The 24234-nt window shown below is 58.6% G+C and carries 22 protein-coding genes and 1 riboswitch; of the genes, 14 read left to right on the top strand and 8 right to left on the bottom strand.

The features are described 5' to 3' along the window. The first annotated feature begins 46 nt into the window (after positions 1-46). Positions 47-640 (top strand): hypothetical protein, encoded by a 594-nt coding sequence (locus ACFFK0_RS16850; RefSeq protein WP_377471436.1) that lies wholly within the window; start codon positions 47-49, stop codon positions 638-640. Between the two features lie 892 nt (positions 641-1532). On the opposite strand, the gene ACFFK0_RS16845 is transcribed toward ACFFK0_RS16850, so the two are convergent. Beyond that, positions 1533-2222 carry a hypothetical protein gene (locus tag ACFFK0_RS16845; RefSeq protein WP_377471435.1) on the bottom strand — a complete coding sequence of 230 codons (690 nt, stop codon included), beginning with the start codon at positions 2220-2222 and terminating at the stop codon, positions 1533-1535. Between the two features lie 161 nt (positions 2223-2383). Here ACFFK0_RS16845 and ACFFK0_RS16840 point away from each other — a divergent pair, with 161 nt between their 5' ends. The 7 genes from ACFFK0_RS16840 to ACFFK0_RS16810 all read left to right on the top strand — a co-directional run bounded on the left by ACFFK0_RS16840 (position 2384) and on the right by ACFFK0_RS16810 (position 9457). Continuing rightward, positions 2384-2545 carry a hypothetical protein gene (locus ACFFK0_RS16840; protein WP_377471433.1) on the top strand — a complete coding sequence of 54 codons (162 nt, stop codon included), beginning with the start codon at positions 2384-2386 and terminating at the stop codon, positions 2543-2545. A 196-nt stretch (positions 2546-2741) separates the two neighbouring features. After that, on the top strand, positions 2742-4133 hold the full coding sequence (locus ACFFK0_RS16835) for a YheC/YheD family endospore coat-associated protein (protein WP_377471432.1): 1392 nt from the start codon (positions 2742-2744) through the stop codon (positions 4131-4133). A gap of 12 nt (positions 4134-4145) precedes the next feature. After that, positions 4146-5351 (top strand): YheC/YheD family endospore coat-associated protein, encoded by a 1206-nt coding sequence (locus ACFFK0_RS16830; RefSeq protein WP_377471431.1) that lies wholly within the window; start codon positions 4146-4148, stop codon positions 5349-5351. A 14-nt stretch (positions 5352-5365) separates the two neighbouring features. Next, complete coding sequence (locus ACFFK0_RS16825; RefSeq protein WP_377471430.1) at positions 5366-6736, top strand: YheC/YheD family endospore coat-associated protein; 1371 nt, start codon at positions 5366-5368, stop codon at positions 6734-6736. Further along, positions 6736-7854, top strand: coding sequence for a YheC/YheD family endospore coat-associated protein (locus ACFFK0_RS16820; protein WP_377471429.1), 1119 nt, complete (start codon positions 6736-6738; stop codon positions 7852-7854). The genes ACFFK0_RS16825 and ACFFK0_RS16820 overlap by 1 nt, the downstream gene beginning before the upstream one ends. A 41-nt stretch (positions 7855-7895) precedes the next feature. Further along, a complete protein-coding gene (locus tag ACFFK0_RS16815) occupies positions 7896-8963 on the top strand; it encodes a YheC/YheD family endospore coat-associated protein (protein WP_377471427.1) in 1068 nt (355 codons plus the stop codon). A gap of 62 nt (positions 8964-9025) precedes the next feature. Beyond that, positions 9026-9457, top strand: a complete 432-nt coding sequence (locus ACFFK0_RS16810) for a YmaF family protein (protein WP_377471426.1) — start codon at positions 9026-9028, stop codon at positions 9455-9457. A 2-nt stretch (positions 9458-9459) separates the two neighbouring features. Here the strand turns inward: ACFFK0_RS16810 and ACFFK0_RS16805 are convergent, their stop codons facing one another. Continuing rightward, on the bottom strand, positions 9460-10140 hold the full coding sequence (locus tag ACFFK0_RS16805; protein WP_377471425.1) for an HAD family hydrolase: 681 nt from the start codon (positions 10138-10140) through the stop codon (positions 9460-9462). An 87-nt stretch (positions 10141-10227) separates the two neighbouring features. Here ACFFK0_RS16805 and ACFFK0_RS16800 point away from each other — a divergent pair, with 87 nt between their 5' ends. The 4 genes from ACFFK0_RS16800 to ACFFK0_RS16785 all read left to right on the top strand — a co-directional run bounded on the left by ACFFK0_RS16800 (position 10228) and on the right by ACFFK0_RS16785 (position 14307). After that, positions 10228-10674: a DUF6526 family protein gene (locus ACFFK0_RS16800; RefSeq protein ID WP_377471424.1), complete on the top strand. Its 447-nt coding sequence runs from the start codon at positions 10228-10230 to the stop codon at positions 10672-10674. Between the two features lie 9 nt (positions 10675-10683). Then, on the top strand, positions 10684-11445 hold the full coding sequence (locus ACFFK0_RS16795; RefSeq protein ID WP_377471423.1) for a YdcF family protein: 762 nt from the start codon (positions 10684-10686) through the stop codon (positions 11443-11445). Positions 11446-11590: 145 nt separating this feature from the next. After that, positions 11591-14035 (top strand): CoA-disulfide reductase, encoded by a 2445-nt coding sequence (locus ACFFK0_RS16790; RefSeq protein ID WP_377471422.1) that lies wholly within the window; start codon positions 11591-11593, stop codon positions 14033-14035. Positions 14036-14046: 11 nt separating this feature from the next. Then, the gene (locus ACFFK0_RS16785) at positions 14047-14307 is read left to right on the top strand and encodes a metal-sensitive transcriptional regulator (protein WP_377471421.1); all 261 of its coding nucleotides are present in this window, start codon (positions 14047-14049) and stop codon (positions 14305-14307) included. A 98-nt stretch (positions 14308-14405) separates the two neighbouring features. Here the strand turns inward: ACFFK0_RS16785 and ACFFK0_RS16780 are convergent, their stop codons facing one another. After that, on the bottom strand, positions 14406-15305 hold the full coding sequence (locus ACFFK0_RS16780; protein WP_377471420.1) for a C40 family peptidase: 900 nt from the start codon (positions 15303-15305) through the stop codon (positions 14406-14408). A gap of 167 nt (positions 15306-15472) precedes the next feature. On the opposite strand from ACFFK0_RS16780, the gene ACFFK0_RS16775 reads away from it, so the two are divergent. Further along, complete coding sequence (locus ACFFK0_RS16775) at positions 15473-16618, top strand: polysaccharide deacetylase family protein (protein WP_377471419.1); 1146 nt, start codon at positions 15473-15475, stop codon at positions 16616-16618. 57 nt (positions 16619-16675) lie between these two features. Here ACFFK0_RS16775 and ACFFK0_RS16770 read toward each other — a convergent pair whose 3' ends face one another. The 5 genes from ACFFK0_RS16770 to ACFFK0_RS16750 all read right to left on the bottom strand — a co-directional run bounded on the left by ACFFK0_RS16770 (position 16676) and on the right by ACFFK0_RS16750 (position 22610). Further along, positions 16676-17368: a 3D domain-containing protein gene (locus ACFFK0_RS16770; protein ID WP_377471418.1), complete on the bottom strand. Its 693-nt coding sequence runs from the start codon at positions 17366-17368 to the stop codon at positions 16676-16678. 10 nt (positions 17369-17378) lie between these two features. Next, a riboswitch (cyclic di-AMP (ydaO/yuaA leader) is annotated at positions 17379-17569 on the bottom strand. A 92-nt stretch (positions 17570-17661) separates the two neighbouring features. Next, complete coding sequence (locus tag ACFFK0_RS16765; protein ID WP_377471417.1) at positions 17662-18849, bottom strand: anhydro-N-acetylmuramic acid kinase; 1188 nt, start codon at positions 18847-18849, stop codon at positions 17662-17664. Beyond that, positions 18827-20449, bottom strand: coding sequence for a beta-N-acetylhexosaminidase (nagZ, locus tag ACFFK0_RS16760; RefSeq protein ID WP_377471416.1), 1623 nt, complete (start codon positions 20447-20449; stop codon positions 18827-18829). Before nagZ ends, ACFFK0_RS16765 begins: the two co-directional genes overlap by 23 nt. A gap of 39 nt (positions 20450-20488) precedes the next feature. Next, positions 20489-21661 (bottom strand): DUF1343 domain-containing protein, encoded by a 1173-nt coding sequence (locus tag ACFFK0_RS16755; protein WP_377471415.1) that lies wholly within the window; start codon positions 21659-21661, stop codon positions 20489-20491. Between the two features lie 94 nt (positions 21662-21755). Then, complete coding sequence (locus tag ACFFK0_RS16750) at positions 21756-22610, bottom strand: MurR/RpiR family transcriptional regulator (RefSeq protein WP_377471414.1); 855 nt, start codon at positions 22608-22610, stop codon at positions 21756-21758. Between the two features lie 181 nt (positions 22611-22791). Here ACFFK0_RS16750 and ACFFK0_RS16745 point away from each other — a divergent pair, with 181 nt between their 5' ends. After that, the gene (locus ACFFK0_RS16745) at positions 22792-23745 is read left to right on the top strand and encodes an N-acetylglucosamine kinase (protein ID WP_377471413.1); all 954 of its coding nucleotides are present in this window, start codon (positions 22792-22794) and stop codon (positions 23743-23745) included. Positions 23746-24234 lie beyond the last annotated feature (489 nt).

Raw genomic sequence — 24234 nt, 5'->3', positions numbered from 1 at the left:
CAATTTTGTGGGGGTATGAGCAAAAAAAAAACCCCTTCCCGGGGCAATGCCTGGAAGGGGAAGGGGATTTAGCGGGCGGGATTTTGCTTATTTTTTCGAATCCGCACTCGGTGCCGTCGATGTAGGCGACTTGGTTGATGCTTCGGTGTCGGCGCCGGATGTGCTTGATCCGGTACTTGCACCGGTACTTGCTCCGGTATTTGATCCGGTACTTGAACCGGTACTTGAACCGCTGCTTGTTTCGGAGCCCGCTCCTGTGACAGTGCCTGACCCCGTACTCGCGCCTGTGCCGGTGCCTATGCTTGTACTTGAGCTTGTACCTGAGCTTGTACCTGAGCTTGTACCTGTGCTTATATCTGTACCTGTGCTTCTGCCCGTGTCTGTTCCTGTTCTTGTGCTATCCGACTTGCTGGAAGAGCCGGCGGCCGGCGAATCGCTCGTCTTCGAGCCCGTGCCGGATTTGCTCCCCGAATCCGTGTTGCCGGAAGAAGAAGGGGACGTGACCATCGAATCCTCCGTCTTCGGCGCCGATGAGCCGCTCGGAGCCGAAGACGGCAGGTCGCTCTCCAATTCGTTCGACTTGCCCGTATTTGCGCACCCCGCTAACAGGCCTGCAAGCAGCAGCACCGATGCCGTGTAACCGATCCATTTTTTCATAATAGGTTCGCCTCTCTTTCCTGGAATCTGTTCCTTACGCATACTACTGTACAAGAGAGAGTTGACCGTTGCGTGTTCAAACTGCGATCCGGATATTAAAAAAGTATGATCGATCTGTGACCTTCCCGCTTCATCTCGGGTTTATTCAAGCAGATGACATCAACCGTACGGCTACCTTTGACACCAGGCCGCTTCGGAAAGGACAAGGAGTTGTCTCGCACGTGGATCCGGCTTCCTTTGTTCAAGCTTCCGGTTTCTGCTACCCGCAGAATCCGATTCCCTCGATCTAGTCCTCCCCCCGCTCGGAATAAGCTCCGAATTGTCAGCGACCTCCGGCCTTTATGCAAACCTTCAACTCGTGAACATAGTGTCTCCCCAGGCTCACCGCCCCTGATTTCAGTTGATTCCACTCCTTCAGTGTTAAACGGTTAACTACAGGCGGTCTTTGGACATCGAGGGGGTTAGGTGGTGCGAAGACAGCCCAGTATGGGCGGTTTTTGGGCGCCGAAGCGGTCTGGTCGTGCGAAGAGAGCCCATTTGGGGCGGTCTTTGGGCGCCGAGACGGTCTGGTCGTGCGAAGACGGACCATGTGGGCGGTCTTTGTGCGCCGATGCGGCCAGCTGGTTCGAAGACGGCCCATTATGGGCGGTCTTTGGGCACCGAGATGGTCAGTTCGTGCGATGACGACCCCATACGGGCTGTCCTTGCGCACCGAGGCAGCTGCTTACTGACAAGCCCGGCAGCGACTTCTTCGTCCCATTGCCGGGTCGTCAGACACCTATCCCGCTCCTTCTACGGCAGGAGTCCATGCTGCGCCGCCGTACCACCGTGCAGCAGCAAAAGACGAACATCGAAACGGCCCCAGCAATGCCCAATTAGTCATCGCCGCGATCTTTTTTGTTTTTAGCATGCTTGCTGCGCTCTTCCTGAGACTTCAAGTTACCCTTACGGTCAACGCCCTCGTGCTTGTCCTCGTGCTTGTCCTCATCGTCGTCCTTTTTCCTTTCGCTGTCGTCATCGTTTTTATCATCGTCATCGTCTTTGCTCCACCGTTCGTTCCCTTGCTTACCTGATACCAAGCCAGCTTCTTGCGCACTTGCGGCATCCGGCGCCGCTTGCGAAAGCACGCCGGGCAAAGCGGCAGGCGGAGCTTCCGGCGCAGGCGACGGCGTCGGAGTCGGAATCAGCGCCGGCGTCTGCTCCGACTCCGCAGCAATCTGCGGCCGGGCAGCCGCCGAGACGGCGGAAACGGCCTTCACGTAGGCGGCTTGCCCTTTGCTGTTCATAATCAGCTCGACTTTGTCGCCATGCTGCAGGTCGCTCAGCTTCGCTTTCTGTTCATTCCGGTATACCCAAACCGACTTGGCCAGCGCGAAGGTCTGTTCGCCCTGCTCGGCCGACGTCAGCGTAATCGTTGCGGACTCCTGACTTGCCGCCTTGAACAAGCCAGTCAGCGAGCCGGTGCTCGCCGCCGGAACGGGAGAAGCCGCCAGCACGGTCCAGCCGTACAAGACGGATATGAGCAGAAATGCGGCCAAAACGGCTATTCCCAATTTTTTATTCATCTTCATTCACCTCTTCCACAACGTTCGAACGGATTCCGCCTTTTGAGGAGGTGCGTCCGATCGACAGGCGTTCGTACTTTTGCATATATCCGTTTTTTTACGGTTAGGTTATAGCTGTTCCGCCGACGCACATTCACATGAAGGGAAAGGAGCAAAGAGCCATGGCGAACCAAGAGCAGCAGAAGACCAAGCCGCAAAATATGAAAGTTGTCAACCCGCAGCTCGCGCAGGCACCCGGTGAAGGAGCCCTGGAAACGGCGTATGAGCAGGCCGAACAGCAGGCCGGTCCTATCGCCTCCGTACAGGAAGAAGACGTGCTGTAGCCAGCCGCTTCATTCATTCCTCAGACTATCCCGATTCATGCGGGGTAGTCTTTTTTTTGGCCCGGCGGTTAACGCCCAAGCGGCGAATCTCGGGCTACTGTCAAGCACCAAGGTATATATGTCCTCATATGATGGAGTAGTTTACGCATGCTTCAAAGCAATGTGACACCTGTGCCGGAAAGGAGCTGACATGCTCATGGCCAGAACAAAAGTCCAGGTTCAGGTCCATCAATTGAAACTTCCCCAGGACGAACGCACCGTATTTCTCGGCGGAGCCGTCGTGAAGAAATATCGCATCCCGACGAACCAGCCGCTACACTTGCGCTTCGGCTCAGCCAGAGCGGAGGTTCAAGTGGCGGCGGTATCCCGCTCCTCGTCGCTAAGGCTTGCGCCTTCTTTGGCAGCAAAGCTGGGGATTCACAACGGCCTTCAATTATGTTTGGTTTACCGACCCGGAACCCGCACGCTGCACATCGGACCGTTGATCGGTGTCATGGTTCCGCGTGTGTACCGTAAGCGGCCCGACCGGCTGTTCGGCTCCATCACCGCGTTCAGCCGGGAGCTTACCGACGCCTGCGCGACCTATGGGGCTCATGTTTTCTTCATGATACCGGAAGATATTCACGGGAACGCGAACAGCGTGGCCGGCTGGACATGGAACGGAGGCTGGGTCCGGCGCACGTTCCCTGTGCCGGATGTCGTGTACAACCGCCTGACTTCGCGAAAATACGAGAATATGCCGAACGTCCAGCAATTCATGAAGGACGTCAAATCTCGGCACGGTGCGACCGTATTTAATGAAAAATATTTAAACAAAACCGAAGTGTTCGATGCGCTGGGCCAAGAGGAGTCGCTGCGAGGCTTGCTCCCGGAATCGCATCTGCTCAAAAATTACCAAATGCTGAAGTCGATGTCCTCCCGGCATTCGGTTTTATTCTTAAAGCCGATTACCGGTTCCTTGGGCAAGGGGATTATTTTGCTGCGCAAAGATGCGGGCGGTGGCTATTCGGTTCATTATGCCGGAGTGACGGCGACACGCAAGCAATCGTTCCGGTCGCTTCCCGATGCGTTCAAAGTGCTGTCCGGCAAGCTGAAGGCTCAGCGTTATCAAATCCAGCAGGGCTTGCAGCTTATCTCCGTCGGGGGCCGCCCCGTCGACTTCCGCGCACTAGTTCAGCGCGACGAAACCGGCGCATGGTCGATCACGTCCATTGTAGGCCGGATCGCCGGGGAATCCCACTTTGTTTCCAATCTGGCTCGAGGAGGAACGCTCAGCACGGTCCCTGCCGCCCTGGCCAAATCGAACTTGGGCGCCGGAATGCGCGCCTCGGTACTGGCGAAGCTGCGGCGCAGCGCCCTGGCTATCGCTCAGGGCATCGAGTCGAAGATCGATGCCCACTTCGCAGAGCTCGGCATCGACCTGGCTGTAGACACGAAGGGCAAGGTGTGGTTGCTGGAGGTTAATTCCAAGCCGTCTAAGGACGATAACACGCCGCTGGCAGCAAGCGAGGAGGAGCGTAAAGAAAGTAAAATCCGCCCTTCCGTGAAACGCATCGTGAAATATTGCCGGCATGCGGCGCATCTGTAAGGAGCGGCCGATATGAGCGGATGGATGCGCAGCACCGGCTCGAACGCCTTCGGAACCGTCGGCGTTCTCGTCGCGGGCCGCCCCGGCGAACCGGGATTCGCCGGGGAGACGTTTCATCGCGAGCTGGTTCAGGCCGGGATCCGGCTCGGCATTCGCGTCGTCATCGTCACGCCGCAGCGGCTCTTGACCGCTTTACGCGGAGAATTGCCGAGCACGAATATCGACGGCACGATGGTGCCTGCCTATGTAATGAGCGCCTTGGGCGGCTGGCGGCTCGCGGACGTACCGCTTCCCGATTACATCTACGATCGTCATTTCGCAGCGAACGCCGCCGAGCAGTCCGTCTACCGCGAAGCGCTGCGCGAGCTGTCGGCGGCGCCGGGCCGTGTCAAGCGGCTGCTTGGCGCCGGTCTGCCGGGTAAGAGAGCCGTCCAGCGGATGCTCGCTAAAGACGCAGAACTTTCACGATACCTGACACCGACAGAGCTGTTTCGAAGCCCGCGGAGACTGCTGGCCCTGCTCGATCGGTACGGCGAGCTGTTTCTGAAGCCCGACGGCGGCAGCCAGGGCCGCGGTGCGTTTCATATCGGCCTCGGCGACGGTTCGGATCGCATTACCGTTTGCGGCCGTACGGCAAGCAACGAGCGGTTCGCTTACTCGTTCAGCGAACGGGCCGCATTCATTGATTGGATCCATCGCCGGGTGCAGGCAAGGCCTTATTTGATTCAACCTTACTTGACTTTGTACGATCGGGCCGGCTCGCCGTTCGACATCCGCTGTCTCGTCCAGAAGGACGATAGCGGGCAATGGCAGCGCACCGGCATGGCCGTTCGGCGCGGCGTTCCCGGCAGCGTCACGGCCAACCTCCACGGCGGCGGAGAGGCGGAACCGGCGGAGCCGTTCCTTGCCAGCGAGTTCGGCAAGGAGACGGCAAAGCGAATCGAAGGCCGCCTGCAACAGCTGTCCGAAATCGTGCCTATCGTTCTTGAGTCGCAATGCGGACGGCTTGTCGAGCTTGGAATCGACTTCGGGATTGACCGCAGCGGCCGCATCTGGCTCCTCGAGGTAAACTCGAAGCCGGGCCGTTCCTGCTTCGCCCGGATCGGCTCGCCGCATACGCGCCGGGCCTCCGTCGAGAACCCGCTGCGGTATGCCCGCTCACTGCTGAGACGGGGAGCGCAGTGCAGCAATGCCATTCTTGCATCGCAAACCTTATAGGAGGAACAAACCCCATGAGTTTGACAACCTGCACGATTCATGCAACGCAGCGCGCGGAACGCGCCGTCTATGTGTCCGGTGAACTGGCGCGTGCGCTGCGCTTGAACGGAGCAAAGAACGTCCGTGTTCATCTCGGCTCCGCGTCGGTCACGGCTCCGCTCCGGCTCGTGAAGAAAGCCGGAAATCATTTGTACCTCCCGCTGTCGCTTGTGACCGCTTTGAAGCTGCCGCGCACCGGCCAATGTTCCGCCATTTCCGCGGGACGCGGCGAAATGCGCATCGGGCCGCTGGTAGGGGTGCTCGCCAGCGCCTTCAACAACAAGACCGCGCCATTCGGTACACTAACCAGTTTTATGAAACAAATTATGGAAATCGGCAAAGATGCTTCGACGCTGCCATTCGTCTTCACCCCGAGGGATGTCAGATGGCAGAACGGGACCGTCGTCGGCTACTTTCTGCAGCCAAGCGGCAGCTGGATTCGCAAGACCGTGCCGCTGCCGGACGTCGTGTACAACCGGCTTCCGAGCCGCCAAGCCGATCAAGGCATTTCGCTCAACAGCTTCAAGCAGCGCTTTGTGAAGCGGGGCATCCCGCTGTTTAACTGGAGCTTCTTCGATAAGTGGGATGTGTACGACCTGCTCCGCAATGACGAAGCGTTTCAACACGTACCGGAATCGCATCTGAATCCGTCGGCGGAACAGATCAGAAACATGCTCGAGAAGCATCGCTTTATTTACTTGAAGCCGACGGGAGGCTCGCTCGGTATCGGCATTTACCGGCTGACCTATACGCCGAAGCGCGGCTATTTCGCCCGCTACCGCCAGAACGGCAAGAACGTGCTGATCCGCTTCGACAAGTTTGAAAGCCTTATGCGCATGCTCGGCACGGGCAAAGGACGGCTTAACCATTACGTCGCTCAGCAGGGCATCCGGCTTATCGAAATCGACAGCTGCCCGATCGACTTCCGTTTCCATATGACCAAGAACGGAAATAACCGCTGGGTCGTGGCCGCGATCGGCGCGAAGAAGGCCGGCAAAGGCTCCGTGACGACGCACGTCCGCAGCGGCGGCATGCTGATGACGCCGGAGCAGGTGATGCGCCAAGTGTACGGGGCGCGGGGCGAGCAAATTCTGCAGAAGGCCAAGGATACGGCCATCCGCCTCGCCGAGGCGATCGAACGCCATCACCATCACCGGCTGGGCGAGCTCGGCTTCGACATCGGCATAGACAGCAGCGAGCGGATATGGATGTTCGAGGCTAACGCCAAGCCGGGACGCTCGATTTTCAAGCATCCATCCCTGAAGTCGGCCGATTACCAGTCGCTTGCCAACATATTCGACTACTGCCTGCACGCCAGCCAATTTAAGGCGAGGAGGGATTCGTAATGCCCTCTCAACCTAACGGCAGCCGAACGGTTATCGCCATTCTCACGGTAGCCGATCAAAAGCGGGTATTCCGCGGCAATAAGCAAAATTTTATCGATATTATCCGCATCGGCGAGGAGCTCGGCGCCCAGGTTTACGTCGTGACGACAGCCGACCTGAAGCTGACCGGCGACCTGTTTCTCGCTTACTGCTACGACTTCAAAGCCCGCAAATGGCGGCGCAGCCCGGTAACGATGCCGCACGTCATCTATAACCGGGTGCCGTACCGCAAGCTTGAGATGCTCCCGGAAGTGCAGCAGACGATCCAAATGTGTCTCAAAAGCCGTAAAGTTCAGCTGTTCAACCCGTCCTTTTTTAACAAATGGTCTCTTTCCGAGTGGCTGAACCGCTCCGCCGAAACGCGCCGCTTCATCCCGGTTACTCATCAGCTCACTGGCTCCCGGCAATTGGAGCAGCTCTTGAACGATCACGGGACGGTGTATTTGAAGCCGGTGAAGGGCAAGGCCGGCAGAGGCATCATGCGGCTGGAGCGCCCGCTCCGCAGCGGTCAGCCCAAGTATGTGCTGAAGCTGCAAGATACGACCGGCTCCCAAGAAGCCGTCTTCAGCAGTATCGAAGAACTGTGGCCTGAGCTTCGCTCGGAAATCGGGTCCAAAGAATATATTGTTCAGCAAGGCATCCGACTCGCCCGCTACAACAAACGTCCGTACGACTTGCGCGCGCTGGTGCAGAAAACAGGCACGGGCAAATGGAGCGTCACCGGCGTCGGCGCCCGGGTCGCCGGCAAGGCGAGCATCACAACGCATGTACCGCGCGGTGGCTCCATCAACGAGCCGCGCCGAGTGCTCAGCTCCGCATTCGGACCGGCGGAGGCCGAAAGCATTCTCGAGCGTGTGAAGAAGGCAGCGCTGAAGATTGCCGCCCGAATCGAGGCATCGTCGGGGCATACCTACGGGGAGATGTCGATGGATCTCGGCGTCGATACGGATGGCCGGGTATGGTTCTTCGAAGCGAACGCGAAACCGATGAAGTTCGACGAACCGGAAATTCGCCGCAAGTCTCTTGAACGCACGATTCGTTATGCGATGTACCTGGCCAAAAAGAACAAAAGAAGGTGACTGGGTTGAGCCTTCCCCGTCTTGGCGTATTGGCGGTTTATATGAACAAGAAAAAGCTGGAGGAGCTTGCATTCTTCCAGAAGCTGTCGCAACGCGGCCGCACACTAGGGCTCGACGTTCTCGTCTTTACGGCCGAAGACGTCAAGCCCGATCAGACTGCAATTCGCGCTCTCGTGTTTGACCGTACGTCCGGAAAGTGGATACGCCGCTGGACAAATATCCCGGATCTGATCTACGATCGGTGCCGCTACCAGGGGCCGGTTAAGTATCATCAAGTCAAAGCGTTCCGCAACCAGTTCCCGAAATTAATATACTTGGGCCGGCCGCTCGCCAACAAATGGGTCATCTACCAATACATGTCCGAGAATGACCGCATCGCTCCGCATCTGCCGGTTACCGTAAAATTTACCGGCATCCCGGATACGGTCAAATTCATCAAGAAACATAAGCTTGTTTATTTGAAGCCTCGCAACGGCACGGGCGGGCGGGGCATTCTCCGGATCGAACAGACGTCCTCCGGAAATTACTTGGTGCAAGGCCGCAATGCCAACCGGGTCATTCTTCAGCCGCAGCGAATTAGTGACGCTCAGCTTGCCGCCAAGCTCGGCGCGCTGGGGCTGACCGAGCAATACTTGGTGCAGCAGGGCATTAACCTGGTCCTGCCGGACGGACGCGTTCACGATTTCCGGCTGCTGATCCAAAAGAACGGCCGCGGACAATGGGACGTCACCGGCTGCGCAGGCCGCATCGGCGCACCGCGCTCGATCACATCCAATCTGCATGGCGGCGGCACGGCGGCACAGACCGAGCAGCTGCTCGCCCGGCGCTTCCCCCGCGCGCAGGTCGCGGCGATCGAGCGGTCTATGCATCGGCTGGCGTACATCATTGCCGATCACTTGGAGCAAAAGTACGGCTCATTGTGCGAGCTGGGCATCGATTTGGCCGTCGATCCGAAAGGCCATGTCTGGCTGCTTGAGGTGAATCCCAAGCCTTCGAGGGAAGTGTTCCGCAAGATCGGAGAGAAGGACGTATACGCAAGGGCGATATCCCGTCCGCTGGAGTATGCGTTATGGCTGCTGAAGCAGCGCAAACAGCGGCGTTCGGAATAATCCGGGCGTCGCTGCTTGTTTTCCGTGTAAATATTGAACTCTCGATAAGGGCGGGTGATTCTATGCTTCGCAAGGTTCCATGCCTGAAGCCGGACTGGCGGCGGCATCCGCCGCATACGCATGCGTTCGGTGCATTTACGTCCGTTGAAGAGGGTCACCGGCACCGCTTGCTCGGCTACGTTTATGCAGCAAACGGCAGCGCCTACGACGGGCACTTCCATTATTTCCAAGGCATCACGGAAGCTGCGGCGGGTCATACCCACCGCTATTACGACCGTACGGGACCGGCGATACCGCTTCCTGACGGCTCTCACTATCATACCGTCAGCGACGTCACCTACTACAATTATACGAAGCCGGTACAGGCGCAAGGCACAGGCGGAACCCCGCTCACCGGCGGCGTCGTGTATGCCGAAGGCGGCCGCGAACGGCATCGCCACACGTTCGAGGCTGTCACAAGCCGCAACCTCGGGGATCCGCCGCCGGGCTGGTAAGATTAAGCCAAATGGTCCAGCAGCTGCGCAAACTGCGTAATCCGAATATCGTCTCCGTCGAGCTCTCCGTCGGAACGGAAGCCGGCATAATCGCAGCCGACGACGGTCAGCCCGTTGCGCCGGCCGGCCTCCACATCGGATGACCGGTCCCCGACCATCCAAGCCGATGAAATGTGATGGCGGTCGAGCAGCAGCCTGACCAGATCGACCTTGGAACGGGTCCGGTACTCTCCGGCACTGTAGAAGCCTTCAAAATATTCAGCAATCCCCGTCGCCCGCGGGACCTGCTTGACGTACTCCTCCAGTCCGTTGCTGGCAATGAACAGACGTATGCCGCGTGCGTGCAGCGTCCGCAGCGTGTCCGCCACCCCGCCGTATAAATTGCCGACGCCTTGTTCGAGCCCTTCCAGCTGCCGCTGCAGCAGCAGCTCGTCCAATCGGCGGTGCACGGCGGGCGGCGCCTCCGGCAGCACCCGCTGCCAAATATGCTCAAGCAGCATCCCGAGCGAGCCGAGAATGCGCTCCTCCGGCGGAGTCGGTCCGTTGTACAGGCCTTCCTCCCGAAGCTGGCCGAATGCTGCATGGTAAGCCGGCAGCAGCAGCGTCTCCGTCTGAAACAGCGTGCCGTCGAGATCGAACAGCATCGCTTCCGGCTGTGATGGTTTGCGAGGTCCTGTTTGCATGTAATGCTCCCTTGCATTTTTGTTACTAGCATGTCAAAGTTTGGAGTAGGTGTCAACCTATTATATCCGTTAAGGAGGCATTCTCGTATGGCCAACGTGCCGCAAAATCAAGAGTACAGCAATCATCGTCGTTTAGACCCGCTCTATCACATGGCCGCCGCACCGCTCAGCCTGATCATTTTCATCGGAACGCTTGTCAACCTGATCGTGCAATCGGCCCAGGGATCGTTCACGTTCCAAACGCTGCTGCTGTTTCTGATCGGATTCACGCTGCTGAACATCGGTGCATTGACAAGGCTGTACGGCAATAAAGTACAGGACCGCGCCATTCGAGCCGAGACGAACCTTCGCCATTACATCCTGACCTCGAAGCCTCTTGACCGGAGATTGACCATTAAGCAGATCGTTGCGCTGCGTTTTGCCGGGGATGATGAGCTGCCTGCGCTTGCCGCCCGCGCCGCCGAGTCGGCCATGAAGCCTGACGATATCAAGAAAGCGATCCGGAACTGGCAGCCGGATTTCGATCGGGTGTAAGGGCTTCATATGCTGCTGCTGTTAGTAAAATCCGTGTACTCCTTACTCCTGCCGCCCGCCTGCTTCGTAATCTGGTTTGGCGCAGCCTCCATTTGGCTCTTTGCACGCACGACACACCGTCGCGCCGCTGCCGTTACCGGTATCGGCACGGTGCTGTTCGCTATCGTCTCCACCCCGCTTTTCGGCTCGCTGCTTACCCATTCTCTCGAACGGCAGTACGTTCCTCCCGGGCAGCTGCAAGCGGACAGCATCGTGATACTGACAGGCGGAGCGACGCTGGATACGCCGAACGTAGGAGGCAGCCTCGGCCATGCCCAATCGGATACGGCCGCGCGCATCGTCACAGCCGCACGCTTGCAGCTGGCGACGGGGCTGCCGATTACCGTCAGCGGCGGCCAGGTTTTCGCGACGACGGGCAATGAAGGCGAGATTGCGCAGCGCGAGCTGATCGGCCTCGGCGTTCCGCCGGAGCGCATCCGGTTAGACAGGACGAGCCGCAATACAAAGGAGAACGCCATTAACAGTGCGGCGATTCTGAAGCAGGAAGGCTGGAGCAAGCCGCTGCTGGTCACCTCCGCCTTCCATATGCCGCGGTCAATGGCGGAATTCCGGCAGAACGGGATCGATGCCATTGCGTATCCGACTGATTATAAAGTAAACACGGACATCGGCGTTTCCCTGCTGTCGTACATTCCATCCGCGCAGGGAATGGGGCTGACGGCGCTCGCGCTGAAGGAATATTTGGGGCTGCTGGCGATTTGGGCAAGGTAACGAAGGGACGATTGACGGCGAAGATGGGAACACGAAAAGCGATGTTCCGTCCGCCGTTATTTTTTTTATAGACTTCTACATACCCCGTGGGGTATTATTATACCCGTAGGGGTATTTGACATTTTTACTTTAGGAGTGATAACAAATGAATAGAACAATAGTTATTATCGGCGGCGTGGCTGGCGGAGCTTCCGCGGCGGCGCGCCTTCGTCGGCTGGGCGAGAACGATCGGATCATTATGTACGAACGAGGCGAGCATATTTCTTTTGCCAACTGCGGCTTGCCTTACTATATCGGTGAAACGATTGCGAGCCGCGACAAGCTGCTGATTCAGTCTCCTCAGGCGATGAACGATCGGTTTCGCATCGACGTCCGCACGCTCAACGAAGTGACGGCGATCGACCGTGCCGCCAAGAAGGTGATCGCCCGCAACGTTGTAACCGGAGACATCCATGAGCAAGCTTACGACATCGTCATTCTGTCGCCCGGGGCACGTCCGATCGTTCCGGACATTCCGGGCTTGTCCGATGCCGAGTCGGTATTTACCCTCCGCAGTATCCCTGACACAGACAAGATTAAAGCGCACGTTGACAGCATCAAGCCGAAGCACGCGACGATTATCGGGGGCGGCTTTATCGGTATCGAGATGGCGGAAAACCTTCGCCATCGCGGCCTCGAGGTCACCGTAATCGAGCGGAATCCGCAAGTGCTCGGGCCGCTTGACCCGGAGATGGCGAAGATCGTCGAGCAGCACCTGGCGCTCAAAGGCGTCGCAATGGTGTTCAATGACGCGGTCGCCGAACTCGTTGATCGGGGACGAACGATACGGCTTGCATCCGGCAGCCAGTTCGTTACCGATATGATCGTGCTTGCCGTCGGCGTTCAACCGGAAAGCGAGCTGGCGCGGCAGGCCGGCCTGGAGTTGGGCGTCAGGGGCTCCATCCGGGTAAATGAGCATTTGCAGACAAGCGATCCGGCCATTTATGCTGTTGGCGATGCCATTGAAGTAAAAGATCGAATCCACGGCTTCGAGACGGTCGTTCCGCTCGCTTGGGGAGCGAACCGGCAAGGCAGGCTTGCTGCCGACCATATTAACGGAAAACCGGCTTCGTATGCCGGCGCCTTCGGTACGGCCATTGTGAAAGTGTTCGACCTTACTGCCGCCGTAACCGGCAATAACGAGAAAACGCTGAAAAGGCTCGGCATCCCTTACGAAACCGTTCATATTCATCCAAGCTCTCATGCGGGCTATTACCCCGGAGCCGCCTCCATTTCGCTCAAGCTGCTCTTCGATAAAGACTCCGGCCGAATTCTTGGCGCGCAAGCGGTCGGAGCGGATGGCGCGGACAAGCGAATCGATGTGATCGCAACGGCGATGCGGGGAGGCCTGAGAGCCGACGAGCTGGCCGATCTGGAATTGGCGTATGCCCCTCCTTATTCTTCGGCGAAAGATCCGGTCAATATGGCCGGCTATGTCGCCTCCAACGTGATGGACGGTTTGGTCGAGACGATGCAGTGGCATGAAGTGGACCGATTCGTTCAAGAAGGTGGTCTGCTGATCGACGTTCGGGACGAAATCGAACGGGAGCTCGGTTTCATTCCCGGCTCTGTCTGCATGCCTCTGAACTCGCTGCGCTTTTCGCTGCAACATATTCCAAAGGACGCTCCTCTCGCTGTATCGTGCCAGGTCGGGCAGCGCGGATACGCAGCGGCTCGCCTGCTGCAGCAGCACGGATTCCGCGTACGCAACGTGGACGGAGGCTATAAAACGTATTCGGCGATGATGACAAGCTTCCCGGTTCCTGCTGTGCCAGCAACGCCTGCAACGTCGTCGGCCGATACGGATGCCGCCCGTCCTCCTGTTCTTGTCGACGCTTGCGGGCTGCAGTGTCCGGGGCCGATCATGAAAGTTTACGAAACGATGCAAAGCATCGCCGAAGGAGAACGGCTTGAGATTCACGCTACCGACTTCGGCTTTGCCGCCGATATCCGGAAGTGGTCGGAGAAGACCGGCCATACGCTGGAATCGGTCGATACATCGTCCGGCACCGTAAAGGCGGTAGTCCGCAAAGGCAAAGTGACGATATCCCCGCCTCGGTCGGATGTCCTTCCGGAGCGTGCCGAAGGAACGACGATGGTCGTCTTCAGCGGAGATCTCGACAAAACTATAGCCGCCTTCATCATTGCTTCGGGTGCAGCGGCGATGGGCAAGAAGGTCACAATGTTCTTCACGTTCTGGGGTTTGAGCGTGCTGCGCAAGGAAGATGCTCCGCCGGCAGCGAAGGACGGATTGGAGAAAATGTTCGGTATGATGCTGCCCAAAGGAACGGGCCAATTGCCGATTTCAAAAATGAACATGGGCGGAATAGGCGCAAAGATGATCCGTCACGTCATGGAGAAGAAGCATGTCGAATCTCTGGAGTCTTTGATGCAAGGCGCAATCCGCTCCGGAGTGAAACTCATTGCATGTACGATGAGTATGGATATAATGGGTATCAAGCGGGAAGAATTGATCGACGGCATCGACTACGCAGGAGTAGCAAGTTATTTGGGCGAAGCGGAGGATGCCGCGGTCAATCTCTTCATTTAAGGAGAGGCGATATGGAATACGACAACGCATTGAAAAATAGATTGAAGCGGATTGAAGGCCAAATCCGCGGCGTGCTCGGAATGCTCGATTCCGGAGAAGACTGCCGGGACATCGTGACTCAGCTGTCGGCCGTACGGACGGCTGTCGACCGGACGATCGGTGTCGTGATTGGTGCAAACCTGCAGCACTGCATCTCCGAAGAGCTGGAGAAGGGCAATAGCCCCGACAAAGTCATTCAAGATGCCGTCGAGCTGCTCGTGAAGAGCAGGTAACGACCAAGCGAGATAACGGCAACAAACATAGAAGCCGGGTAAGGTTGAGCCTTGCCCGGCTTAGATTTTATTGACTCAACGTTCCTAACTGCCCCACATTATAATACGCGTCTAGCGCCTACGTATTTCGGCCCCCAGTAAGAGCTGTACAGATTGGCGACATGAACGCCGTACGAAGTCGTCGCCGAGATGAAACGATTATCTCCTATGTAGATGCCGACATGAGATGTCGTCTTTCCGACCGTCCGGAAAAATACGAGATCGCCCGGCTGCAGCTCGCGAACGTGGTCGCCGACGGTATACATTTCCCGGGACGTCCGCGGCAGCTCGACGCCATGCTGGCGGTACACGTACTGAACAAAGCCGGAGCAATCGAAGCCGTCCGGCTTCGTGCCGCCCCATACATACGGCACTCCCAAATAATCTTCGACGGTGTCGACGATCAGATTCGAAGTTGCAGGAACGGTTTGCACGGCGGGAATATGGCTTTGACCGTCCGTCGCCACGAGCGCCGTGCCGGTCTCTTCGTCCCACCTTGCAGCATGCCCGAGCCATCTGATTACGGACGCGTACGGCACCGTAAAGCGTCCTGCCTCCACCTTCGGCTCGGCCTCCAGCAGCTCGGGCAATCCGTCCGCCGATGCCGTTATCGACCCTTCGAACAGATCCAATTGTTTATTCCCTTTACGAAGCGTCACATGTGCAGCCGGGCTGTAAAAGCCCCCCGCATTGAAGCCAACCTCCACCTGCACTCCCAAAGCTTCCGCGAGAGGACGAACCGGAACAATGAGCCGTCCTTCGGCATTGACATAGGGCTGTAAATCGGGAAATGCCAGCACCGTATCATTCACCTGCACGTATACAGCCGCCTTAGGATCGGGGCTCCGGATGCCGTCGCCCGCCGCCCCGTAGGCGGGTACCGGCTGCATCGCCGCAAATCCCGCCGCGATCAGCACCGCTCTCACCAGCTTCTTGTGCGGTAATACGATCCGTTTCAATGACTTCGATCCTCCTATTTCATGGATGCTTTCTCCATAAATATCGAGACTGCCTCATTTTGGACGGAATCGCCCTTCTTCATGTATCCAATGATTGGAAACAGCACGGATAATAACCGTTCAATCGCACAAACTATGACAAAATCACACTGGGGGAGGGTTATGACGTGAGGAATAAGTCGCTCTTCATCGGAATCGCCGCCTTGGCGATCGTTGCAACGGGAGGCGGCTGCGGACTTGCCGGCGGGGGCAGCGGCGGAAGCCGCACCGAAACCGGTGCAGCGGGAATGGCACTCCCGGAACCGGAACGGCCTGCGGTAACCGAGCTCGAACCCCGCAAAACGACCGTCCGGACCGAGACGGCTGCCCCCCTGCCTGCTCCGATTCCGCCAGCATCGCCCGGAGCGGCCGTTCCCGAACCGATTCCGCCCGCCCAAGTAAGCGAGCCAAAGCCCGTGCCGGTGCCGCCGTCCCCGGCAGCCCCGGACACCGGAAAGCAAGGCGTTTCGGCATCGGCCGCCGCAAACCCGCGCGACACCGGATCGGACGATAAGGAATCCGAGAAGCCGGTCAAGAAGCCTGCCGCGAATGCAAAGAAAGAACGTCCGGAGAAAAAGTCCGTTCCCGTACAGCAGCACCGTATTGCGCAGAAGTCGTTGACCCTTGCGCAGCTGCGGATGAAATACTCGGATTATTTTAAAGTTGCCGGTTCCGCTTCAGAGAACAACATCGCGCTCACCTTCGATGACGGCCCTGACGATAAATATACGGCTCAAGTGCTGGACGTGCTGAAGAGCATGAATGTCAAAGCGACGTTCTTCGTCATTGGATCCAAAGCGAAGGAATACCCCGAGCTGGTGTCGCGCATGGTACGCGAAGGCCACAGCATCGGCAACCATTCCTACAGCCACGCGGTGATGCCCAAGCTGTCAACGGCCAATTTCGAGAAGCAGATTGAATCGACCCAATCGATTCTGAAAGAGCTGGCCGGCTACGAGCCGCGTCTGTTCCGGCCGCCATACGGCGCGGTCAACGAAGACCAGGTGCGCTGGGCCGGCGAGCATCAGTTCCTGATTGTGAACTGGAACGTAGACTCGCTCGATTGGAAAAGCTTGAAGGCGGATCAGGTGAGCAGCAATATATTGGCTGCGGCGCGGAGCGGCTCGATTATTTTGCAGCACTGCGGAGGCGGGCAAGGACAAGATTTGTCGGGTACGGTACAGGCTCTGCCCGGTGTCATTCAATCGCTGAAACAGCAAGGATACCGCTTTGTTACGGTACCTGAGCTGCTGCATGTTTCGAAGGCCAAATAACCATGCAAAAGCCCCCGTTCCCGTCAATCGACGGAGTCCGGGGGCTCAAAGCTTTTCTTATTTCAGTACGTAGATCGTCACGTTTTGCAGACCGAAGCTCCAAGCGTTGCCGACGGAGCGGGGAATGAACATGTCGATCCGGTTTCCTTTAATCGCGCCGCCCATATCCGATGCCGTGGCGACTATTCCGGTCGGGAGGCCGCTAAACGTATAGCCGGTTACATACACCTTTGTGCCGAGCGGAATGACGCTCGGATCTACCGCGATCGTACCGAGAGCGAGCGGTTTGCCGAAGTAGTCGACAGCCCCCCACGCCCCGTTTTCACTCGGACTGTCCGAATAAGCGCTCGCAACGGCCGAGATCGTCTTGCTGTACGCCAAGACCTCGCCGCTTGCAGCGGTAACGGTCGGCTCTGTGGACGCTGCCCGCATGAGGGTTGCCGCTTCCGCCGGCGCTTCGGCCGATGCAGTATGCACCGTGCCTGAGGCTGATGTTTCCGGCAGCCGAATCGTTAATCCCGGGTATATGTTCGTTGCCGAAACATCAGGGTTCGCATCCACCAACGCCTGAAGCGGCACGTTTAGCTTTTTGGAAATAAGCCAGAACGTATCGTCGCCTTGCGCAACGTAAGTATGATCCGCGGCCGCTGCGGCGTGAGCCGGCGAGCCTCCTGCAGCCAAACTAAAGCCGAGCAGCGACAAGCCCAGAACAAGGCCTGCGCGCCATGGAACGGTTGACTTCACAGTCATCGTATGCAGTTACCCCTTTGATTATATTGCCTACGAGGTTAGTTGACGGGTTCGGACCAAAGGTTAGTCCCTACTCGGGTTTCGACACCGAGATTCACCCCTGACGAACGATCAACGCACACACGCGTGCCGCGTTTTTCCGTTCGCCGAAAAGCGTCCCCCGCACCTCTCCGGAAGGGGAGGTTTCGGCTCCTGAAACTGTACCATACGACAACAAGGGGTGAAAACCCGCAAAATTTTCCATCCGCTCTGGATCGTCCTGGCGAATCGTGCAGCGGCATCCAGCAGCGTGCTTAAGGAAGGGCCAATTTTCCCATAACCGTTGCCGTTCTGGCTCCGGTCGCCGACGGCATATTGTTCGGGACGCCATGCACGAAATGACAACCAAGCAGTGCAAATACAATCGCTTCCTTGGCGTCACTGTCTATACCGAAAGCGTCCGAGCGGTGCACCTGCTGCTCCGGCAATTCGCCGGCCAGCATGCGCAGCAGCGTATCGTTGCGGGCACCGCCGCCCGATACGATCACATCGCGAACCGCCATGTCCGGGAAAATAAAGCGGCGATAGCCGTCCGCAATCGAGCGGGCCGTGAACGCCGTCGCCGTCGCGACTATATCGGCATCGGCCGCGCCAGCCGCTCTCGCTTCGGCGATCCACGATGCGGCAAACGCTTTGCCGAACATTTCACGGCCTGTCGTCTTGACCGGCGGCAGTGCGAAATACGGGTGCGCCATGAGCCCTGCCAGCAAATCCTCCCTGACTGAGCCCGAAGCCGCCCAAGCACCTCCCCCGTCGTAGACGAGCCGGCCGCCGCTCAGCTCCAAAACCGCTTGATCGATGATCATATTGCCGGGTCCGGTATCGAAAGCGACGACCTGCTCCGGCTTGCCGCCGGCCGGAATCGCCGTGCAGTTGCCGATGCCTCCGATATTTTGAGCGATGCGCCCGTGGCGCTCATCCCGCAGCAGCAAGTAGTCGGCATAGGGCACTAGCGGCGCCCCTTGGCCGCCTACCGCCATGTCCGCTGTCCGGAAGTCGCCCACAGTGACGATGCCCGTCTCCTTGGCGATGACGCTGATGTCGCCGATCTGCAGGGTGGAACGCACCCGGTACGGATGTACGGGATCGTCTGTCGGGAGGTGCCAAACCGTCTGGCCGTGCGACGCAATCAGGTCGATTTCCGCCAAGCCGATGCCCGCATCGTTCGCAGCTAGCCTGACCGCCTCGGCGAAACGCGCACCCAAGTAGAAATTCATCCCGCAAACGTCGGGCGTTGACGATTGATCGGTCGAGCAAATGGCCTTCAACCGCTCCCTCAGCTCGGCCTCAAACGGATACGAACTAAAATGCACCATCTCGATCCGGCTGCCCGGACCGGCGCCTTCGATGCGGACGATCGCCGCGTCGATCCCGTCCAGCGACGTGCCCGACATGAGGCCGGCCACGAGCTTGGTCCTCTTATTCAGCAGGGCCGCGAGCAAGGTCGGTCACCCCCCAGCCGGCCTGAACATGCGGAGCGATCGACACCGGAAGCTTTCCCTTCGGCGCGATCCGGCCGGCAAGTACGCTGGCGGCGCTTTCCAAGGCCAGCGGTCTGCTTTCGTAGGTGCAAACGTATGCCGGCGCCTCCGGGAACGAGGCCCAATCGTACGGATTTCGCGTCGCTACGACGATCGGCCGTTTCCCCGCTGCAAGTAAACCGTTCACCAAGCCGGCCTGATGCGGGTCGAACGCCGCATTATACGTCGCTACGACGATTTGGTCAAACTCCGCAGCTATTGTAAGCGTTTGCCCAAGAAGCGCTTTCGTATCCGTCAGCGGGATCAGCTCCTCCCGTACGTCGAAGCCGAGCGCCGACAGCGCCTTGCCGAGCGTAAGCTGCGTCTTCATAACATCATCGACCATCGTCACGACTGACGGCTCAATAGCAATGACGAGTGTCGGTTCCGCCGCCAGCGGCAGCAGTCCGCCGTCCTTGACAACCGTAACGCTCTTCTCGCTGAACCGCCGCGCTGCCGCCAAGTGCTCGGCCGTGCCCACGGCTGCAAGACGCTCCGTCAATGGCTGATCTTCTTGTGCGCCTATGATGCCGCGCTTAGCCTTCAGAGCAAGCAGCCGTTCCACGGAGGCGTCGATCCGCGCTTCGCTCAGCCTTCCTGTGCGCACCGCATCCGCAATGGCCTCGATCGCCCCTGTCTGCAGCTCGTACGTGTGGCTGAGGAGAACCGCATCGGCGCCCGCTTCTATCGCCGCCACTGCGGCTTGAACCGTCCCGAAATGCTTCGAAATCGCATGCATTTCCATGCAATCGGTCACGATCACTCCCTTGTAGCCCAGCTCCTCCCGCAGCAGTCCGGTCAACACGCGGTGAGACAGCGTGACGGGCAGCCGCTGCGGCTCGAACGCCGGAAAATAAATATGCGACGACATGATCAGATCGACGCCTTCCTCGATCGCACGCACGAACGGCTTCAGCTCCACCTCGCGTATACGCTCCTCGCCGTGCGGCACGACCGGCAAATCCAAATGGGAGTCCGTCTCCGTGTCTCCATGCCCGGGAAAATGCTTCGCCGTCGCCGCTACGCCGGCATCCTGCAGACCCCTTACCGTTGCCGCGCCGAACGCGGCGACCGCATCCGGCGATTCGCCGAAGGAACGCACGCCGATGACCGGATTGCGGGCATTGTTGTTCACGTCGAGCACCGGCGCATAGTTCAAATTGATGCCGAGCGCACGCAGCTCCTTACCCGTGATATGCGCCACTTCGTATGCATCGTCTAAGGAGCCGCCGGCGGCAAGCGCCATAGCGCCAGGCATGAGGGCGACGCCGTCGGTAATGCGGGCGACCATGCCGCCCTCCTGATCGATGGAGATCCACAGCGGCAGCGTTCCGGCTTCCCGCGCCTCCTGCTGCAGCGCATCGCTCAGCTCGGCCAGCTGCTTCTTATTGCGAACGTTCCGCGCAAAGTAGATGACGCCGCCGACCCGGTGCTTGCGAATGAGCCGGACGATTTGCGAGGAAGGCTCCGTTCCTTCGAAGCCGACGAGCAGCAGCTGCCCGATTTTTTCTTCCAGGGTCATGTTCCGAACGTCCAACAACACAGCCTTCACTTCCCGTCTCTATGAGTATATTTCATAGCGTTTCCGCTGCTCATTCCATGCGTTCTCATGCTCCGCCCACACGGTGCCGATGCGCTCCGGACCGTCATCGCCCGTCACCGTCTCCCGGACAAGCTCGCTGCCGGTCAGCAGATCGATAAACGGCCTTCCCCCTTCGCGGTATGGGGGAAGCCAGACGAACCGGTCCGGGTGGAGACGATGAACGGCGTTCAGCAGATACAGCCCCGTCCGGACCGCCATGAATGCCGCAGCATCCGTAACGAACAAGCGAACCCCGCCGCACAGCTCCCCTTGATGCTTCGAGAACGTCGGCGTAAAGTACACGGGATGCGCATGCACGCCCGGCATACCTCGTCCGTTGAATTCGTCCGCGAGCCGCTCGCCGTCGATCCACGGCGCCCCGATCTGCTCGAACGGCCTCGTCGTGCCGCGGCCCTCCGAAACGTTCGTGCCCTCGAAGAGGCAGATGCCGGCATAAAGACGAACCGTCTCGAGTGTCGGAATGTTCGGCGACGGCACGATCCACGGAAGCCCCGTTTCCTCATAGCCCATAGAACGGTTCCAGCCCTTGAGCGGAACGACCTGCAGCCGGCAGGGCTGCGGAAGCAAACCGTTCAAGTACTGCGCCGTCTCTCCGATCGTCAGCCCCGTGCGGATCGGCATACGGGCCGCACCGACGAACGATTCGAAGCCCGGCTCCAGCAAGCCGCCTTCCCCCGCTCCGCCGCCGAGCGGGTTCGGCCGATCCAGCACGATTACGGCTTTCCCCGCCTCCGCACAAGACTCCATAACCGTCTTCAGCGTCGAAATATACGTATAGAACCGTACGCCGACATCTTGAATGTCGAACAGGACGGCATCGAGATTGTCCAGCATATAGGGCAGCGGGCGCTTGCCGGCGGAGCTGTACAGGCTGTAAACCGGCACTTGGAGACGTTCGTCGCGTTCGTCCTCGAACAGCACGCCTGCCTGGCGTTCGCCGCGGATGCCGTGCTCGCACGCCATGAGTGCAGTCAACCGGACACGGGTCAGACGGGAGCAGAGCTCGGCCGTCGTCTCGAAGCCGGCATTGACGCCGGTCGGATTCGTCAGCAGCCCGAGGCGCAGGCCGCTTGGCCAGTCGCTCTCCGCTTCCGCCAGCCGGTCCGAACCGGTCATGATGGTGGTTCTCATACGGTAACCTCCCTTTAGACATAAAGAGGCCGTCTCCGCCTCGCTCAACGAGGGCGTACCGCAGCCTCGGCGCGCCTCGTCGGCGGCGTTCGTCTCAGTGTTCCGTTTCTTTGATCGCCCTTCGGCTCCGTTCCAGATGCTGTACCGACTGATCGTAATCGCGGCTTGCAACGCCCAAGTACAAGATGTCGATCACGTTCAGCTGCGATATCCGCGACGCCATCGCTCCGCTGCGGATTTCATGCTCCGTTGAGGAAATAAACAGCGGATAGTCGGCATAAGTGCTGAGCGTCGTATTGCCGTACTTCGTAATCGAAATCGTTTCGGCCCCTTGTTCGCGCGCACTGCGCAGCGCGGCGATCACCGGCTTCGTCTCGCCGGAATACGAGATGCCGACGGCGACGTCGCCCGCTCCCAAGGAGACGGAGGCGGTCAGCTGCACATGCGGATCGGCGAAAGAAAGCGCCGTCTTCGAAATACGCAGAAACTTTTGCTGGGCGTCCATCGCAATCAAGTTCGAAGCTCCGATGCCGTAGAAAAAAATTCTCCGCGCCTTGTCGAGCGCTGCAATCGCCTGTGCAACGACCGCAGCGTCAAGCACCTTGACCGTGTCCAGAATCGATTGTACGTTGTTGCCGGACACGCATTCGATGATGTTCTCAACCGATTCCCCGGACCGGATTTCCAAATATCCGGCGCCGCTGCGCCCCGACTGTCCTTGCTGCAGGTCGCCTGCAACCTTCAGCTTCAAATCCTGATAGCCTTTAACGCCCATTGACTTGCAAAGGCGCACGATAGCAGCTTGACTGGAACCGCTCTCATCGGCGAGCTGGGCGATGGACAGCCCCAGCATCCGTTCGGGATGCTGAAGAATGTACGAGGCAGCGATCTGCTCGGACGGCTTCAAATCTTGATACAACTCTTTCAATCTCACTAATCCGCCATTCACCCGGCGATCACCTCTCCCTGAGCGGCAACGTTCTGTACCTTTTCCAGTGAGCTCATTATAGCTTGTATAAAATTATATTTCAATAAGATTATCGATAATGAAATTTTATTTTACAAATGAATACCTCTCTGTTTATACTACAAGATAGAAGTGAAAAGCAAAAGATCAGGAGAAGATCCATATGCCCTATACGATCGGCATTGACGGTGGCGGCACAAAGACGGAGATTGCCGCTTTAACGCTGGATGGAGAGCAGCTTGCCGGCTTCACCGGCGGCGCCAGCAACGCCTTCGCGGTCGGCTTCGACCGCGCATTATCGGAAATTATCCGGCTGCTGGAACGGCTTTGGCTGGAATCGCCGCTTCAACCGGAAGCTTGCGCAGGTCTCGGCGTCGGACTTGCCGGCGTTGACCGCGAGGAGGACAAGCGCAAATGGTCCGACGCCCTGACGGGATGGCTCCGGCAGCGGGGAGCCGCCGACGCGATCGTCGCAATCAGCAACGATGCGGAAACCGCGTTGTTCGGGTCGGTCGGCAAGCGCGAAGGAATCGTCGCGATCAGCGGCACCGGCTCCATCCTGTACGGCATAACACCGGAAGGACGCAAGCTTCGCGTCGGCGGCTGGGGACATCTGCTCGGCGATGCGGGAAGCGGTTACATGATCGGACTCCGCACGCTGCAGGCGGTCATGCACAGCTACGACGGGATGCGTCCGGCTACATTGATGAGCGAGAAGGCGCTGTCATCCGTCGGGCTGTCCGAGCCTCAGCAGCTCAAGGATTACGTATACGCCCCGGAACGCTCGAAGCAGGATATCGCCGCTTTCGCCCGTTATTGCATCGAATCGTCCTTACTTGGCGATTCCGCCGCGATTCGGCTGCTGACGGCGGAGGCCGTCGCCCTCGCCGAGCAGGCGTCTGCGCTGATCCGTAAAGACGCTTCGTTCGCAGCAGCCGAGCTGGTGCTGGCCGGATCGATTTTCGCCCACTCGGCCTTATTCCGGCAAGCGTTCGAAGCCGAGCTTCACAAGAGCTGGCCCAAGGTCCGCACGACGCTCATGCGCTGCAGCGCCGCCTACGGGGCGGCACGGCTTGCCGCCAAGGATGCGGAGACCGCGGGGCGCAAGCCGGACTAGCCCTGGATCGGCAAAAAAGCGGAGTATAGGAAACGCCGGCTAGAATATGTCCCGATAATGTATTTAAAGGCACTTGGGTCCATCGTGGCACCTTGGATCCGAAAAGCCGGCCCCTTTTGGGCGGTCTTGGGTCTTCATGGCACCTAGAGATTAGCAAATCCGTTATTCATCTCGTCTTGCTCCCGGGGATGTTGATGCTGCGTGGAGCAAAACGATCTAGCCCAAGCTCGGCTGGAACCGGAGCAAAAGCCGATGGCCTGCCTGAATATGCAGTAAGACTAGGTGACCTGAATAAAGGATTTACTAGGCGTTATCTCTCTTGTTAGGCTGCGAAAAGCTCATAAAACGGATCTGTGAGGTCTTATTTTTTCTGGGCAGCCCCGATGCGGCACGATTTTGCGGCTTTGCAGTCCAATAAGATTCTGGAAATCCGCTAATTGCCTGAACTTCATCCAAATGGTGAAAATAGCTCCCTGCAAATCCGTTATT

Source organism: Paenibacillus chartarius (genome assembly GCF_042432825.1).
Classification (GTDB): domain Bacteria; phylum Bacillota; class Bacilli; order Paenibacillales; family NBRC-103111; genus Gordoniibacillus; species Gordoniibacillus chartarius.
Note: the sequence above shows the minus strand (reverse complement) of the source record. Positions and strands in the feature narration are given on the sequence as shown.

Coding starts and splice junctions, on each gene's coding strand:
- ACFFK0_RS16850 (WP_377471436.1), top strand. CDS start 47: ATGCCTGGAAGGGGAAGGGGATTTAGCGGGCGGGATTTTGCTTATTTT.
- ACFFK0_RS16845 (WP_377471435.1), bottom strand. CDS start 2,222: ATGAATAAAAAATTGGGAATAGCCGTTTTGGCCGCATTTCTGCTCATA.
- ACFFK0_RS16840 (WP_377471433.1), top strand. CDS start 2,384: ATGGCGAACCAAGAGCAGCAGAAGACCAAGCCGCAAAATATGAAAGTT.
- ACFFK0_RS16835 (WP_377471432.1), top strand. CDS start 2,742: ATGGCCAGAACAAAAGTCCAGGTTCAGGTCCATCAATTGAAACTTCCC.
- ACFFK0_RS16830 (WP_377471431.1), top strand. CDS start 4,146: ATGAGCGGATGGATGCGCAGCACCGGCTCGAACGCCTTCGGAACCGTC.
- ACFFK0_RS16825 (WP_377471430.1), top strand. CDS start 5,366: ATGAGTTTGACAACCTGCACGATTCATGCAACGCAGCGCGCGGAACGC.
- ACFFK0_RS16820 (WP_377471429.1), top strand. CDS start 6,736: ATGCCCTCTCAACCTAACGGCAGCCGAACGGTTATCGCCATTCTCACG.
- ACFFK0_RS16815 (WP_377471427.1), top strand. CDS start 7,896: ATGAACAAGAAAAAGCTGGAGGAGCTTGCATTCTTCCAGAAGCTGTCG.
- ACFFK0_RS16810 (WP_377471426.1), top strand. CDS start 9,026: ATGCTTCGCAAGGTTCCATGCCTGAAGCCGGACTGGCGGCGGCATCCG.
- ACFFK0_RS16805 (WP_377471425.1), bottom strand. CDS start 10,140: ATGCAAACAGGACCTCGCAAACCATCACAGCCGGAAGCGATGCTGTTC.
- ACFFK0_RS16800 (WP_377471424.1), top strand. CDS start 10,228: ATGGCCAACGTGCCGCAAAATCAAGAGTACAGCAATCATCGTCGTTTA.
- ACFFK0_RS16795 (WP_377471423.1), top strand. CDS start 10,684: ATGCTGCTGCTGTTAGTAAAATCCGTGTACTCCTTACTCCTGCCGCCC.
- ACFFK0_RS16790 (WP_377471422.1), top strand. CDS start 11,591: ATGAATAGAACAATAGTTATTATCGGCGGCGTGGCTGGCGGAGCTTCC.
- ACFFK0_RS16785 (WP_377471421.1), top strand. CDS start 14,047: ATGGAATACGACAACGCATTGAAAAATAGATTGAAGCGGATTGAAGGC.
- ACFFK0_RS16770 (WP_377471418.1), bottom strand. CDS start 17,368: ATGACTGTGAAGTCAACCGTTCCATGGCGCGCAGGCCTTGTTCTGGGC.
- nagZ (WP_377471416.1), bottom strand. CDS start 20,449: ATGACCCTGGAAGAAAAAATCGGGCAGCTGCTGCTCGTCGGCTTCGAA.
- ACFFK0_RS16755 (WP_377471415.1), bottom strand. CDS start 21,661: ATGAGAACCACCATCATGACCGGTTCGGACCGGCTGGCGGAAGCGGAG.
- ACFFK0_RS16745 (WP_377471413.1), top strand. CDS start 22,792: ATGCCCTATACGATCGGCATTGACGGTGGCGGCACAAAGACGGAGATT.